The organism is Clostridium sp. AT4, from assembly GCF_001517625.2.
Classification (GTDB): Bacteria; Bacillota; Clostridia; order Lachnospirales; family Lachnospiraceae; genus Enterocloster.
Genome location: NZ_LN999828.1, coordinates 1,571,162 through 1,586,125 on the forward strand (window position 1 = coordinate 1,571,162; position 14,964 = coordinate 1,586,125).

Here is a 14,964-nt window from a genome sequence, read left to right on the forward strand (position 1 = left end):
GACGATCATGACAATCATCTTGGGTATTCTTGAAGAAGGCCTGGTTTACGCCATTATGGCCCTGGGCGTTTACATTACCTATAAGATCCTGGATTTCCCGGACCTTTCCGTTGACGGCACCTTTCCTCTGGGAGCTGCCGTCACAGCCGCAGGCATTGCAGGAGGCTTCCTCTCTCCTGTGGCCGCCCTTTTCGTATCCTTTTTAGCCGGCGCTCTGGCCGGATGCGTCACCGGCCTGATCCATGTGAAGCTTAAGGTCCGCGATCTTCTCTCCGGCATTATTGTCATGACAGCCCTCTATTCCATCAATCTGAGGATCACGGGAAAAGCGAATCTTCCGATTTTCAGCAAGGAAACTATTTTTTCAAATGAATTTCTCTCCGCAAACGTACCGGAAGCTTTTAAGCCCTATACCACCACACTGATTCTTCTGGTACTGGCCGTGCTCTGCAAGGTGCTGCTGGACGCCTATTTAAAAACAAGATCCGGCTATCTGCTCCGGGCGGTAGGCGACAACGAGACATTAGTCACTTCGCTTGCTAAGGACAAGGGGCTGGTAAAAATCATCGGTCTGGCAATTGCCAATGGCTTTGCAGCCCTGGCCGGCTGCGTATACTGCCAGCAGAAAGGCTTTTTTGAAATCTCTGCCGGCACAGGAACCATGGTGATCGGTCTGGCAAATGTAATCATCGGAACACAGCTTTTTAAGCGGTTTGGCTTTGTAAAATCCACCACAGCCGTTATCATCGGCTCTATCCTCTATAAGGCCTGTGTCTCTGCTGCTCTTCTTGTAGGCGATCTGAAGATTGCCGGCCTGAACTTGTCTGTCCCGGTTACTGCTTCTGATTTAAAACTGATCACCTCCGTACTGTTTTTGATCATCCTTGTATTAAGCCCTGCGGGCGGAAAGAAGGTAAAGAGCCATGCTTGAGCTGAAACACATCCATAAATACTACAATACGGGTACGGTCAACGAAATGTGCCTGTTTGAAGACTTTAACCTGACAATCCGGGATCACGAATTTGTATCCGTTGTAGGAAGCAATGGTTCAGGAAAGACTTCCCTTTTAAATATCATCTGCGGCAGTATCCCTTTAGATGAAGGGACGATCCGCATCGGCAATGAGGATATTACTAAAATGGCAGAATACAAACGCCAGCGCCGCATCGGCCGTGTCTACCAGAATCCGGCTATGGGCACCTGCCCCTCTATGACGATTGCAGAAAACATGGCATTGGCAGACAATAAGGGCAAATTTTTTAATCTGCGCCCCGGAAAAAATAAACAGCGGATCGATTTTTACCGTGAAAGCCTCCGCACACTGGGTCTGGGACTGGAAGATAAGATGGATGTAAAGGTAGGCGTTCTCTCCGGCGGCCAGCGCCAGGCCATGGCGCTGCTTATGTCCACCATGACTCCGATCGAATTTCTGATCCTGGATGAGCACACGGCTGCACTGGACCCAAAAACCGCAGAAACCATCATGGAGCTCACAGACCGCATTGTAAGGGAAAAGAATCTGACTACCATTATGGTAACCCATAATCTGCGCTATGCAGTGGACTACGGAAACCGCCTGCTGATGATGCATCAGGGCAAAGCCATTATGGACAAAGCGGGAACAGAAAAAGAAGAAACAAGAATTGATGATATTCTGAAAAAATTTAATGAAATCAGCATAGAGTGCGGAAATTAGTAAAAAAAGAATCAGGCAGCCGGCCATTTCCGGCAAAGCCTGATTCTTTTTTATGGGATTATTCTGCAAATACCATGATTTTTGTGGCTGTATTGTCATCTCCCGACCATACGACCACCTTTTTACCCTGGGTCAGATCATCCAGAGTTACAATATTTCTTGTAAGATATGGGAAAATGTCACAGTCCTCTGCCAGAATGTACTCTGTGCCGTCTGAAGCCGTAAGCACCGTCTGGGAGCTGCCTGCATCTGTAATGACAGAGTCTGCCTCCACATAATCAGGCACCTTAAAATCCTCAGGAATATTGGCAAAAATGATAGCAGCATTGGTCATGGGCGGAAGGCTCATCGTCATAGCCGGACCAATGTACGCATAGATCGTCTCCCCATCCTGGATATCCTCTAATGTAAGGGGCGTACCAGAAACTGCATCCAGGATCAGGGTGGATTCCTGAGAGATATTTAGGATGATCTCTCCCTCAGCGCTCACGCCGGAACGGTTATCAATGGAAAGACGCCCGTCCTCCATATGGGATGCCGAACCGTAAATCCGTACAGGCTGCAGCTCCCCGTTTGGAGTTTCTTCCATGCTTTCAATGGGGCCCGTTACCGCTTCCACTACTGTGACGGCCTCAGCAGACTCTGGCTGAGATGCATCTGCCTGAGTCTGGGCACTTTCTGCTTTTGTATTCATGGCGCAGCCGCTGATCCCGATCACCGCTGCCGCGCAAATTGCTGCTACGCAAAAATAGTATCTTCTCAATGTAATCACTCCTTTAATCACGGTTTCCCGCCGGTTACATTTTGAAGTATATACTATTTTTCCCAAAAATCCAATAAAGTAATTCTTAACATTTCTGACGTAAGAATTAAACTACCGTCTTCTCTCCTATCTTGCCATCTCGCTCTGAGGACCGGACTGGTTATGAGCTTTGATGATGGTCTGGATCTCTTCCAGATTAGAGGACGGAAGATCTCCCGGAATGGTATTCTTTACTGCTGCGGTAGCATTTCCGAAGGCAATGGCCTTTGAGCAGTCGCCGCCGCTGCTTAAAAGCCCGTAAAGCGCACCAGAAATATAAGCGTCTCCGCTTCCGATCCGGTCTACCACCTCGATATCCCTATATGGCTCCTCCTCATAATAGGTATCTCTGGCAGCATCATAGATTACAGAACCGAAGGTATGTCTCTTGGGGCTGTGTACAATTCGCTGAGTGGATGCCACAATGGAAATCGGATACTCCTCCGTAAAGCTCTTCATCATCTCTTTTGCTGTGCCTGTCTTTAAGAAGGTAAGGCGTGCTGTATCCTCAGAACAGAAAAAGATATCAACATACGGAAGGATCTTAAGGATACACTCTCTGGCCTCATCTCCGCTCCATAAGTTGCCGCGGAAGTTTACGTCAAAGGAAACCAGGGTTCCTGCTTCTTTAAAACGCTTGATCATCTCAATGGTTGTCTCACGGATCTGCGGGCTTAAAGCAAGGGTGATGCCTGTGGTGTGGAAACATTTGGAGGCAGTATAGACCTCTTTTGGAATCTCGTCAATATTGAGGCTGAAAAAGGAACTGTTCATACGGTCATAGATCACCTTTGGTTTTCTGGGATATGCTCCATTTTCATAGTAATAAATGCCAACGCGGGCAGAGGGAGAATCATCATACATAAAAAAGTCATCGCTGACGCCAAAGGAACGGATCTTTCCCTTCATAAAGCTTCCAATATCATGGGAGGGAAGCTTGGAGATAACACCAGTGCGAAGTCCCAGCAAGGAAGCACCTACCGCCACGTTTAATTCTGCTCCGCCTACCTGCTTTACAAAGGTATCACCTCTTGAAAGGCGGTCGTTATCCGGCGGAGAAAGCCTTAAAAGAAGCTGTCCAAGGGTCAGAAGATCAAAGCTTCTACTCGTATATTCTGCCATATTTGTATCCTCCTAAATATTTTTCATTAAATGACAGGGAGCCTGTCTGAAAATCCATCTTTGAAACGCAATTTTCAAACAGGCTCCGCTGTTTACAGAGTATATATTGTGTTCGTAAAGTGATTATCTCTGAACACGGCCAGATCCGTCGCCGCCTGCCAGATTATCAACATCTGCACGGGTAACCAGGTTGAAGTCGCCAGGAATGGTGTGCTTTAATGCGGAAGCTGCTACTGCAAACTCCAGAGCTGCCTTCATATCCTTGCCGTCAGCCAGACCGCAGATCAGACCGCCTGCGAAGGAGTCGCCGCCGCCTACACGGTCAACGATTGGAGTGATATGGTACTTTCTGGAGTGATAGAACTCACGGGTCTTTCCATCCATGATGCATGCAGACCAGCCATTATCGGAAGCGCTGTGGCTTTCACGCAGAGAGCTGATGATATACTTGAAGCCAAACTTATCAGCCATCTGATTGAAGATATCAACATAGCCTGCCAGCTCCAGCTCGCCGGAAGTAACATCTGTGTTGCCTGGCTTGAATCCAAGAACCTTCTCAGCATCCTCTTCGTTGCCAATGCAAACGTCTACATACTGCATCAGGTTAGTCATAACCTTCTGAGCCTTCTCGGAGGACCACAGCTTCTTACGGAAGTTTAAGTCTACGGAAACAGTTACGCCGTGAGCCTTAGCTGCCTTTAAAGCTGCCTCTGTCAGCTCGATTGCTGCATCGCTGACAGCTGGAGTAATACCTGTGAAATGGAACCAGTCAGCATCCTTGAAAATCTCATCAAAGTTGAACTCATCTGCTGTAGCTGTAGCGATCGCACTGTTTGCACGGTCATAAACTACATTGGAAGCTCTCATTGCAGAACCGGTCTCTAAGAAGTAGATACCCAGTCTCTCGCCGCTTCTTGCGATATGCTTTGTACCTACATTGTACTTTCTTAAAGCTGCTACTGCACAGTCACCAATCGGATTTGCCGGTACTGCTGTAACAAACTCAACATCATGGCCATAGTTAGCCAGAGATACTGCTACGTTAGCCTCACCGCCGCCGTAGTTAACATCAAACTCGTCTGCCTGGATAAATTTCTCATTATTCGGGGTAGATAATCTTAACATGATCTCGCCCATGGTAACGATCTTTGCCATTTTTATAATCTCCTTATTCTCTTACTCTATCTGCGCCGCCCGGATCAGCCGGGCGGTGGCTTCTTTGTCTCAGCGAAATGATTTCTTATTTAGCTCTTGCTGCAGCTACTGCGTCTACAAACTCCTTAGCCTTTGCGGTAACAGCTGCGAAATCACCGGTCTTAGCGCCCTTTGTTAAGCTGCTTCCGGTTCCAACTGCGTATGCGCCTGCCTTGATCCACTTGTCAACGTTATCAACATCAACGCCGCCGGATGGCATGAACTCACCCTGAGGAAGGGGACCCTTGAAGGAGCTGATTGCTGCCGGTCCTACGATATTGCCTGGGAAGATCTTGATTACGTCGCATCCTGCCTCCATAGCTGCAATAGCCTCGGTTGGAGTCATAACGCCTGGCAGCATAGGTACTCTGTAGCGGTTGCACATCTTGATTGTCTCAAGGTTTAAGCCTGGGCTTACTACATAGTTAGCACCTGCCATGATAGCCATTCTTGCAGTCTCAGGATCCAGAACAGTACCTGCGCCGATTACTACCTTATCATTATCCTTATATTTCTCTACCATATTTGCGATCAGATCAATGGGGCTGCCCTCATCAACGGTCATACAGATCTCGATGAAGTTGATGCCGCCGGCTACGATAGAATCGATCACCTTCTCGCCCTGCTCCAGGTTCTTTGCACGAACCACAGCTACCAGACAGTCTTCTTTCAGTCTTGCCAGAACTTGTTCTTTTTTCATTTCTCTTCTCCTTCTTTCATCTTTGTTCGTAAATACGAATATACTTCATATTTACGATTTTTTATAATTAAATTCTAATAGTTACCGCATGATTTGTCAACAGGAAACCAGCGAAAAAATGTACATTTTTACACGCAATCCACCCATTATCTTTTACCTATATATCCCAAAAGCCTTGAAAGCATGGCGGCCTTTTCACAGACTCTTCGTCCCAGCGCTTCATAATCCTCTGTTGGCTTATAAAGGCTGGAAACGCTGATCGCTCCCATAACCGTTCCATCCGGGCCAAAAACCGGAGCGCCGACACATTCCATATGCTCCTCCAGTTCTCTGGCGTCCAGGGCATAGCCCTTTTCCTTTACTTTTTCCAGTTCATCCAGAAAACAGGCCTTATCCCGGATGGTACGTTCTGTAAATGCCCTGAAATGGATCCGCTCCGTAAGAGCCAGCCGCTCCTCCTCTTCTGAATAAGCCAGGATTGCTTTTCCAAGTGAGGTGCAGTAAATAGGGTTTTTAGTGCCTACCGTGGCTGTTGTGATAATGGGATTTTCCGGCTCATATTTACAGATATATACGATCTCGTCATCCGCTCGGACGCCGAAGAATACGGTCTTTCCCACTTCTTTTGAAAAAGCCTTTAAAACCGGATCTATGGTTCCGATAAAATCCATATTGTTGGTATAATTGATTCCTACCCGATAGGCGGTAAGCCCTATGGTATAACGCTGCTTCTGCTCTCTGGCCACATGAATCATCCCCGTATGCACCAGAGTTGTAAGAATATCATAGGCGCTTGTCTTTGGGATGGAAAGCTGCTCACAGATCTGATCCAGCGTAATGCCGTCCGGCTTTTTTGACACCAGTTTTAATATATCCACCGTCCGCAGTGCCGTCCTGTTTAATTTCATCGTGTCTCCTTATTATATGCAGTCCGGACTACCTGCCCGGTTCATTTTACAGGGTCACGCCCTGTTTAAAGATAGCCATATCATGGAAACCTGCTTCCTCAGATTTTACCTTGCGGCCGGAAGCAACCTCCAGCACATAGCCAAGCAGTTCCTCTGCCAGTTCTTCCTTTGTCTTATCCTCGACCATACGGCCTGCGTTAAAATCGATCCAGTTATTCTTGTGGCCTGCAAGCTTGGAATTACTGGAAATCTTTACAGTAGGAACCGGGGATGCAAAGGGTGTGCCGCGGCCGGTTGTAAAGAGCACCATATGGGCGCCGGACACAGCCAAAGCCGTAGCTGCCACCAGGTCATTGCCGGGAGCACTTAAAAGATTTAAGCCCTTTACCTTAACCGGTTCGCCGTACTCCAGCACTCCCTTTACAAGAGCGCTTCCGGACTTCTGGGTGCAGCCTAAGGACTTGTCCTCCAGAGTGGAAATACCGCCCTTTTTGTTGCCGGGGGATGGATTTTCATAAATGGTCTGGTTATGGCTTGTGAAGTAATTTTTAAAATTATTGATCAGGTCTACGGTCTTGTCAAAAAGTTCCGGAGTTGCACAGCGGTTCATAAGAAGGGTCTCAGCGCCGAACATCTCAGGCACCTCAGTCAGGATCGTTGTACCGCCCTTGCTTACTAAAAGATCGGAAAATGCTCCTACTACCGGATTGGCCGTGATTCCGGAAAGTCCGTCGGAGCCGCCGCATTTCATGCCGATAATCAGCTCGCTGGCATCAATTTTCTCTCTGGAAAATGCTCCTGCATAGGCTGCCAGCTCTCCGATCAGCTTCATGGCCTCCTCCATCTCGTCCTCTACATCCTGGCACTGGAGGAACTTCACTCTCTGTTCGTCATACGCTCCGATATAGTCCATAAGCACAGGAATATTGCTGTTTTCGCAGCCCAGTCCCAGAACAAGCACGCCGCCTGCATTTGGATGGTGGATCATATCTGCCAGAACCTTACGGGTATTTTCCTGATCGTCTCCCATCTGGGAGCAGCCGTATGGATGCTGGAATGCGATCACGTCCTCTACATTGCCTCCCACAAATTTCTTAGCAGCCGTTTCCAGAGCCTTTGCAATGGAGTTCACACAGCCTACGGTAGGAATGATCCAGATTTCATTGCGGATTCCTGCCTTCCCGTCGGTTCTGCGGTAGCCTTCAAAATATGTGTGCTCTGTGGGTTCTACATCCTGATGGCCTTCCGGCTCATAATCATAAGTAAGAACATCTCCAAGAGCCGTCTTCACATTATGAACGTGAACCCACTGTCCCGGCTGGATATCCTCCTTGGCAAAACCGATGCGGAAGCCGTACTTTACAACCTCTTCTCCGCTCTTTATTTCCCTCAGCGCAAACTTGTGGCCCTGGGGGATATCTTCCATAAGGGTCACTGCGGTTTCTGCCGCCTGCAGTACCTCTCCCTTATTTAAAGGGCGCAGTGCAACGGCAACATTGTCATTCTGATTGATCTTTACAATATCCTGCATGATCGCTTCATTCTCCTGTTCTTTACTTGGTGCTCTCTGGCCTGACAGTCTTTTGGGGATGCCGGTCAGGTCTATGTAAGTGCTTACATTCATTTTATCCATTTTCCCGTAAGAAGTCAATAAAAAAATAGAAAACTCTTGCAATATTTTCCGAAAAAATGTATAATGAAGTTAGCTTGTAAGCGCTTACAGAATGTGAGGTTGTTCCATACATGAATATATATGATGTATCAAAACATGCCGGAGTATCCATTGCCACGGTTTCCCGTGTATTAAACGGCAATCCCAATGTCAGCGAGCGTACCCGTGAAAAGGTTCTGCACGTCATGGATGAACTTGGCTATACACCCAATGTATTTGCCAGAGGACTGGGGCTTGACACCATGCAGACCATAGGGATCATGTGTTCCGATTCCTCCGATCCCTATCTGGCCGGTGCCATCTACTATCTGGAACGGGAACTTCGCAGCCATAACTATGATTCTATTCTCTGCTGTACGGGTTATGATCTGAAGGTCAAGCAGAAGTATTTTAATCTGCTGCGCTCCAAGCGTGTAGACGCCATTATTCTGGCCGGTTCAAAATTTGTGGAGCTTTGCCCCAAGGATAATGATTATATCTTAAAAGCTGCACATGATATACCTGTCATGCTTGTAAACGGTTATCTGGAGGGGGAAAATATCTACAGCACAGTCTGCGATGATTATTCTGCTGTGTATGATGCGGTTTCCCGGCTGATCCGTTCCGGAAGCAGGCGGATTCTTTATCTGTATACCAGCTATTCTTACAGCGGGTTAAACAAGATGGATGGATATAAGGCAGCTCTTACTTCCTGCGGACTTCCCGTGCAGGAGGATCTGATCCATCAGTGTTCCAAAAATCTTGAGGATGCCAGAGACCTGCTCCTGAGACTGTCGAAACAGGGGCTTGACTTCGATGCAGTTGTAACCTCGGATGATTCCCTGGCAGTAGGAGCGGTTAAATACGCCCATGCAAAAGGGATTTCCGTACCAGACCAGCTCAGTATCATCGGCTATAATAATTCTCTTTTATCCCGCTGTACAGATCCTGAGATCACCTCTATCGACAGCCGGGTGGAGACACTGTGTACGACTACAGTAAAAACACTTATGGGAGTTTTCAGCGGCGAATCTGTGCCCAGCCGGACTACGATCGCCTCTGATCTTATAAAAAGAAACACCACAAACTTTTAACATTTAAGGAGGCTCTACTAAAATGAAACAGTTTTTAGACAAGGATTTCTTATTATCTACCGAAATGGCTCAGAAGCTTTATCACGACTATGCTGAGACCATGCCTATCCTGGACTATCACTGCCATATCAATCCTCAGGAAATCTGTGAGGATCGCAAATTTGAGAATATCACTCAGGTATGGCTGGGAGGCGACCACTACAAATGGCGTCAGATGCGTTCCAACGGCGTTGATGAAAAATATATCACCGGCGACGCTACGGACAGGGAGAAATTCCAGGCTTGGGCCGAGACCCTTCCAAAGCTGATCGGCAACCCCCTGTACCACTGGAGCCATCTTGAATTAAGAAGATACTTCGGCTACGAGGGCTACTTAAACGGCGATACCGCTGAAGAAGTATGGAATCTGTGCAACGCAAAGCTGCAGGAGGATTCCATGACTGTACGCAACCTGATCCGCCAGTCCAATGTTACCTTAATCTGCACCACCGATGATCCGGTTGACACCCTGGAATACCACAAGAAGCTGGCTGAGGATACTTCCTTTGAGGTACAGGTTCTTCCCGCATGGAGACCTGATAAGGCTATGAACGTTGAAAAGCCAACCTATGCAGCTTATATTAAACAGCTCTCTGAGGTAAGCGGCGTTGAGATCAAGGATTTTGCTTCTTTAAAAGAGGCCTTAAAGAACCGTATGGAATTCTTTAATTCCATGAAGTGCTGTGTATCCGACCATGCTCTTGAGTATGTAATGTACGCTCCTGCTTCTGACGCAGAGGTGGACGCCATCATCGCAAAGGGCTTAAAGAGCGAAGCTGTTTCCCGCGAAGAAGAGTTAAAGTACAAGACCGCGTTCATGCTGTTTGTTGCAAGAGAATACAATCGGATGGGCTGGATCATGCAGCTTCACTACGGCTGCAAGCGCGACAACAACGCATATATGTTTGAGCAGCTTGGTCCTGATACCGGCTTTGACTGTATCAACAACTACGCTCCAAGCGCACAGATGGCAGACTTCTTAAATGCATTAAGCGCTACCAATGAGATTCCAAAGACCATCATCTACTCCTTAAATCCAAATGATAATGCTTCCATCGGCACCATCCTGGGCTGCTTCCAGGAGAAGTTCCCCGGCAAGATCCAGCAGGGTTCCGCATGGTGGTTCAACGATCACAAGACCGGCATGACCGAGCAGATGACCTCTCTCGGAAACCTGGGCTGCCTTGGAAACTTCATCGGTATGCTGACCGACTCCAGAAGCTTCCTCTCCTACACCAGACATGAATATTTCCGCCGCATTATGTGCGAGCTGATCGGCGGCTGGGTAGACAACGGCGAGTATCCGGCAGATATGAAATCCTTAGAGACCATCGTAAAGGGTATCTGTTACAACAATGCTGTAAATTACTTTGGATTTGATTTAAAGACGGTAGAGTAATTTAAACGTATATTCAAAATGGGAGGTTCCCTTTGACGGGGCCTCCCATTTTCGATCCTATTCTTCTATAAACGAATGGCTCATAATATAAAATTCATCCTGGCTAGGCTGATATTTCTTTTCCATCTTTTCCAGAGTACCATCATATTTCTGTGCCTCTTCTTCACTGATTGCCATCACCGGGCTGTCCTGGTAAATCCATTTGTGTCCGTCAAGAGCGCCGGGAATCAGTTCCCTTACCATCATTGCAGAAGGATATTTTCCATTTTCCGTACCTACATTGTATTTTTTGCAGCTCTTAAAGCCGCACCCCACATAATTGACCGGGCTTCCAAATATCACCACTGTGTCATATCCAAGCTTAACAGCCCTTTCAAAGGAATGTTCGATCAGCTTTCTGCCATAGCCCCTTCTCTGATAACCAGGCTTAATGCAGACCGGGCCAAAGGTCAAAATCTCCTTTTTATTTCCTTCTTCATCCAAAAGCCATGCTTTTGTGTACATGATATTTCCTATTACAGTTCCATTTAACTCCAGGACAAAGTCCAGCTCCGGTATAAAATCCTCATGTTCCCGCATAATATGCACCAGATAATGCTCGACGCATCCGGGAACATACATATTGTAAAAGGCTTCTCTTGTGATCTGCTCAACGATTGCGTAGTCTGCTTTCTCTTCATTTCTGATATTGATCATTTCCTGCATTCTTGCTTCCTCCTCAGGCAATAAATATTTGCGAAAAAAATCATCCATCTGCTTCTCGTAGACGGCTTCCATCTCTTCTTTATCTTTCTTACGTCCAGTCCTGTCGGCCATGTTTAGTAACAAATAAAACGGCGCATAAAACTCAACTGCCAGCTGTCTGGGCTCTTTTTTTATAAGCTTGTCATGTATTATCATTTCACGAAAAATATCTTCTATGTAAGTTAGCGGACCGTCTGTTAAAACCTTTTCATACAATGTGCCTGCTTCTGTGATTTTATACTGTTCGAGGGTCAGCATTTCCTGAAAATTGCAGGCAGTTTCATCCATACTCCAATAATGAAACTGGGAAAGCATATACTCCTTCAGGCTTTTGGGAGATACATCTGAAAAGGAATCTGGCATTTCGGAAAACTCCTTTTCAGGGACGCCGCTTTTTCTGGAGCGTTCTGCATCCAGTTCACAGACATATGTAAAAATAGAATCAAAGATATCTCTTTTATTTTTGTAATGCTTATATAATGCGCCTTTTGTCATGCCCAGAGTCCCTGCAATCTGGCTGACTGAAACTGCTTCGTAGCCCTTTACGGCAAATAATCCCAGCGCAGCTTTTAAAATACTTTCTTTTGTGTCCGTCATAGTAAGACCTCCAGAAGTGAACGATTGTTTACTTGTCAAGGCTATTTTATCTACCCTTTCCATCCTTTCAGGCAACAAAAAAGACCACCCCTCCAAAAGCCGCTGTATGCGTCCTTTGCTTAGATGATCTCTCTTCATGTGTGAGCAAAACGATAAGCCGGGTTATGTCGTTGGATGGCCATCTATCTAGAACTGCTGTCGCCAGTAGTCTCAAGCAACCTACCCGGAAGCTGACGGGCCGCCATATGCTTCCTGTTTGGTCTTGCTTCGAGTGGGGTTTACATGTGCCCCGCCTGTTACCAGCCGGGCGGTAGTCTCTTACACTGCCCTTCCACCCTTACCTGCCTGCTTTCGCAGGCTGGCGGTATATTTCTGTTGCACTGTCCCTGGAGTCGCCTCCGCCAGACGTTATCTGGCACCCTGCCCTGTGAAGCCCGGACTTTCCTCTCCTGCGGCCTTTCGGTATCGCAGCAGCGGCCATCTGTCTTACTCACAACTATGGTAGTTTAACACAAAACCGGCGGCATGTCCAGTTTTTGAGAATTTTTCTTCAACTCATTTTTCCTGAATTGGAAAATTATACAAAAACCAGTTGACCTCCCCTTCTGTTAATGCTACAATTTAATCAGAAAAAGGAATACGCAGTTGGAGCTTCCTAAATGTTTCAGTAAAAGCCGGCTCGGCCACCGTCCCAGAGTGGTCAGGCCGTTTTTTATTGCCTGCGTTATTCTTTTTTAAATATAACGTTTGGAGGGAATGAAATGAAAGAAACACTTAATTCAAAAAAGGGGCTGCTTGTATGGGGCGGCCTGCTGGGAGCCGTGGCTGTATGGCTGGCTATTATGGGAAATCCCGGAAATATGGCATTTTGTATCGCCTGCTTTATCCGCGACATTGCAGGCGCAGCCAAGCTGCACACGGCACCCATTGTACAATATATGCGCCCTGAAATCGCAGGTCTGATAGCCGGAGCTTTCATTATTTCCATGGCCACCGGGGAATACCGCTCTACCGCCGGCTCCTCTCCCATGATCCGCTTTCTTTTGGGAATTATTACTATGATCGGCGCTCTGGTTTTTCTGGGATGTCCATTGCGCATGGTCATCCGTATGGCCGCCGGAGATCTGAATGCCTATATGGGACTGATTGGTTTTGTGCTGGGTGTAGGCACCGGCTGTATCTTTTTGAAAAAGGGCTTCAGTCTGGGACGATCCTTTGATACGAAAAAAGAAAACGGCTACATAATTCCTGCCATTTTCCTGAGTCTTCTGGTTTTAAGCATCGCTACTCCTCTTTTTGCAGCAAGTACAGAAGGTCCCGGAAGCCTTCATGCTCCCATCCTCGTATCCCTGGCAGCCGGTCTGATCTTCGGCGCCGCTGCTCAGAAAGCAAGAGCCTGCTTCGCAGGCGGTATCCGCGATGTGATCCTGATGAAAAACTTTGATCTTTTAAGTGTAATTGCCGGACTTTTTGGCGTAATGCTGGTTTACAACCTGGTATCCGGCAATTTTAAACCGGGATTTGAGGGCCAGCCTATTGCCCATGCAGAAACTCTCTGGAATATCCTTGGCACCTATACCGTAGGCTTTGCAGCCGTATTAGCCGGAGGCTGTCCTCTGCGCCAGCTGATTCTGGCAGGCCAGGGGTCTTCGGATGCCGCTGTTAATGTGCTTGGCATGCTGGTTGGTGCAGCCCTGTGCCACAACTTTGGCCTGGCTTCCAGCGGAACAGGAACCACGCCTGCGGGACGGATCATGTGTATCGTATGTATTGCGGTGCTCTTTGCTGTGGCTGCTTCCTGTATGAGAAGAACAAAAAAATAATTCTTAAAAAGGAGATGATAAAATTTATGAAAGAAATAGATGTAAGAGGGCTTTCCTGCCCGGAGCCGGTGCTGATTGTAATGGATGAAATGGATGCTGCTCCAAAGGAGCCTCTGGCTGTTCTGTCGGATGCAGCCCACACCAGAGATAATCTTTTAAAGCTGGCTCATGAATATCACAGAGAAGCCTCCACAGAAATGCGGGGAAAGGATTATGTGATTACCATCCGCTGACATCATGACCTGCCGTCTGAAGTGCTTTTTGGATGGCAGGCATGTTTCTTTTCGTATACTCATATGCCAGTTTTACGGAATCTTCCATCGTTTCAAAGGTAAGAAGCCCTGCTCCGGGAGGCTGGGGCGGCGTTAAAAGAACCGTTTCTCCCCGCGAGCCGCAGTCCTTTAAACGGCGGCTCATAATGGAAAAGGAGTGGGTCAAAATCTCCGGAAGAGACACATCTGAAGGCGGTTCATAAACACTTCCCACATCTACCGCCACCACAGAGACTGCACCGGCCTTTCTTAAAAGCTCCACCGGAAGGCTGGCCGCCACTCCCCCGTCTACCAGCAGCCGGCTTCCCTGCCGTCTTGGTGCAAAAACCCCGGGAAAGCTGGCACTTGCCATCATCGCCTGGCTGATCCGGCCTTCCCATTCCCACTGCACATGGGACGCCTTCTGTGGGCGCTCTGCATTGGTAAACGCTATGATATCTCCGGAATTTAAGTCAACGGCCGGAATCACCAGCGGAAGACACGCCTCATCCATGTTTTTTCCTTCTGTCAGACTGTAAAAATATGCCTGAAGCCGGTTTCCTTTTAAAAGGCCTGAAAGGGTAAGTCTGCGTCCTGAAAGAAGCCTTGGGAGCAATGATGCCAAAGCTCCGTACTGAGGATCCAGATAAAATCTTCCCCTGCGGGACAGGTGGCTCACGACTGCTTCCAATTCGGAGGCACCCAGTCCACAGGCATACAGCCCTGCTGCCAGCGCACCTGCGCTGGTTCCGCTGATCCAGGAAGGGATCATTCCCTCCTCTTCCAGTGCTTTTAAAACACCCGCATGAGATGCTCCTCTGGCTCCTCCTCCGGAAAGGGCCAGGCCATATACAATCCTTTCTGCCATTCTTTTCCCTTTTGCAGCCGTTCTTATCTATAAAATATGAGGATACCGGCCTTTCTGAGCCAGTATCCTCACAAA

At 47.6% G+C, this 14,964-nt stretch carries 14 protein-coding genes, 1 other RNA gene and 1 pseudogene; 6 read left to right on the forward strand and 10 right to left on the reverse strand.

All coding sequences use genetic code 11. The features are described from left to right. Positions 1–7 precede the first annotated feature (7 nt). Together BN3656_RS13625 and BN3656_RS13630 are read left to right on the forward strand one after the other, a co-directional pair. Positions 8–931 (forward strand): ABC transporter, encoded by a 924-nt coding sequence (locus BN3656_RS13625; protein ID WP_066549155.1) that lies wholly within the window; start codon positions 8–10, stop codon positions 929–931. After that, entirely contained in the window at positions 924–1,697 is a 774-nt protein-coding gene (locus BN3656_RS13630; protein WP_066549157.1) for an ATP-binding cassette domain-containing protein, read from the forward strand. The genes BN3656_RS13625 and BN3656_RS13630 overlap by 8 nt, the downstream gene beginning before the upstream one ends. 58 nt (positions 1,698–1,755) lie before the next feature. Here the strand turns inward: BN3656_RS13630 and BN3656_RS13635 are convergent, their stop codons facing one another. The 6 genes from BN3656_RS13635 to BN3656_RS13660 form a co-directional block, all read right to left on the reverse strand. Next, positions 1,756–2,460, reverse strand: coding sequence for a hypothetical protein (locus BN3656_RS13635; protein WP_066549159.1), 705 nt, complete (start codon positions 2,458–2,460; stop codon positions 1,756–1,758). A 126-nt stretch (positions 2,461–2,586) separates the two neighbouring features. Next, on the reverse strand, positions 2,587–3,621 hold the full coding sequence (locus BN3656_RS13640; RefSeq protein ID WP_066549162.1) for a sugar kinase: 1,035 nt from the start codon (positions 3,619–3,621) through the stop codon (positions 2,587–2,589). Positions 3,622–3,744: 123 nt separating this feature from the next. Continuing rightward, complete coding sequence (locus BN3656_RS13645; RefSeq protein ID WP_066549164.1) at positions 3,745–4,776, reverse strand: sugar kinase; 1,032 nt, start codon at positions 4,774–4,776, stop codon at positions 3,745–3,747. 85 nt (positions 4,777–4,861) lie between these two features. After that, positions 4,862–5,515, reverse strand: coding sequence for a bifunctional 2-keto-4-hydroxyglutarate aldolase/2-keto-3-deoxy-6-phosphogluconate aldolase (locus tag BN3656_RS13650; protein ID WP_066549166.1), 654 nt, complete (start codon positions 5,513–5,515; stop codon positions 4,862–4,864). A gap of 146 nt (positions 5,516–5,661) precedes the next feature. After that, the gene (locus tag BN3656_RS13655; RefSeq protein WP_066549168.1) at positions 5,662–6,423 is read right to left on the reverse strand and encodes an IclR family transcriptional regulator; all 762 of its coding nucleotides are present in this window, start codon (positions 6,421–6,423) and stop codon (positions 5,662–5,664) included. A gap of 46 nt (positions 6,424–6,469) precedes the next feature. After that, complete coding sequence (locus tag BN3656_RS13660; RefSeq protein ID WP_066550888.1) at positions 6,470–7,954, reverse strand: altronate dehydratase family protein; 1,485 nt, start codon at positions 7,952–7,954, stop codon at positions 6,470–6,472. A 212-nt stretch (positions 7,955–8,166) separates the two neighbouring features. Here BN3656_RS13660 and BN3656_RS13665 point away from each other — a divergent pair, with 212 nt between their 5' ends. Both BN3656_RS13665 and uxaC read left to right on the forward strand, forming a co-directional pair. After that, positions 8,167–9,168 (forward strand): LacI family DNA-binding transcriptional regulator, encoded by a 1,002-nt coding sequence (locus tag BN3656_RS13665; RefSeq protein WP_066549170.1) that lies wholly within the window; start codon positions 8,167–8,169, stop codon positions 9,166–9,168. 22 nt (positions 9,169–9,190) lie between these two features. Continuing rightward, complete coding sequence (gene uxaC, locus BN3656_RS13670; protein WP_066549172.1) at positions 9,191–10,606, forward strand: glucuronate isomerase; 1,416 nt, start codon at positions 9,191–9,193, stop codon at positions 10,604–10,606. Between the two features lie 57 nt (positions 10,607–10,663). On the opposite strand, the gene BN3656_RS13675 is transcribed toward uxaC, so the two are convergent. The 3 genes and pseudogenes from BN3656_RS13675 to rnpB form a co-directional block, all read right to left on the reverse strand. After that, complete coding sequence (locus BN3656_RS13675) at positions 10,664–11,311, reverse strand: N-acetyltransferase (RefSeq protein WP_066550891.1); 648 nt, start codon at positions 11,309–11,311, stop codon at positions 10,664–10,666. A gap of 489 nt (positions 11,312–11,800) precedes the next feature. Further along, positions 11,801–12,085 (reverse strand): annotated as a pseudogene (locus BN3656_RS17135) (helix-turn-helix domain-containing protein); the annotation flags it as partial. Beyond that, positions 12,085–12,440: RNase P RNA component class A (gene rnpB / locus BN3656_RS13685), an RNA gene on the reverse strand. The gene rnpB and the pseudogene BN3656_RS17135, both read right to left, overlap by 1 nt. Positions 12,441–12,708: 268 nt before the next feature. On the opposite strand from rnpB, the gene yedE reads away from it, so the two are divergent. Together yedE and BN3656_RS13695 are read left to right on the forward strand one after the other, a co-directional pair. After that, entirely contained in the window at positions 12,709–13,770 is a 1,062-nt protein-coding gene (gene yedE, locus BN3656_RS13690) for a YedE family putative selenium transporter (protein WP_066549174.1), read from the forward strand. A gap of 26 nt (positions 13,771–13,796) precedes the next feature. Continuing rightward, a complete protein-coding gene (locus BN3656_RS13695) occupies positions 13,797–14,003 on the forward strand; it encodes a sulfurtransferase TusA family protein (RefSeq protein WP_066549176.1) in 207 nt (68 codons plus the stop codon). On the opposite strand, the gene BN3656_RS13700 is transcribed toward BN3656_RS13695, so the two are convergent. Further along, positions 13,990–14,889: a patatin-like phospholipase family protein gene (locus BN3656_RS13700; RefSeq protein WP_242963012.1), complete on the reverse strand. Its 900-nt coding sequence runs from the start codon at positions 14,887–14,889 to the stop codon at positions 13,990–13,992. The genes BN3656_RS13695 and BN3656_RS13700 overlap by 14 nt on opposite strands. Between the last annotated feature and the right edge of the window lie 75 nt (positions 14,890–14,964).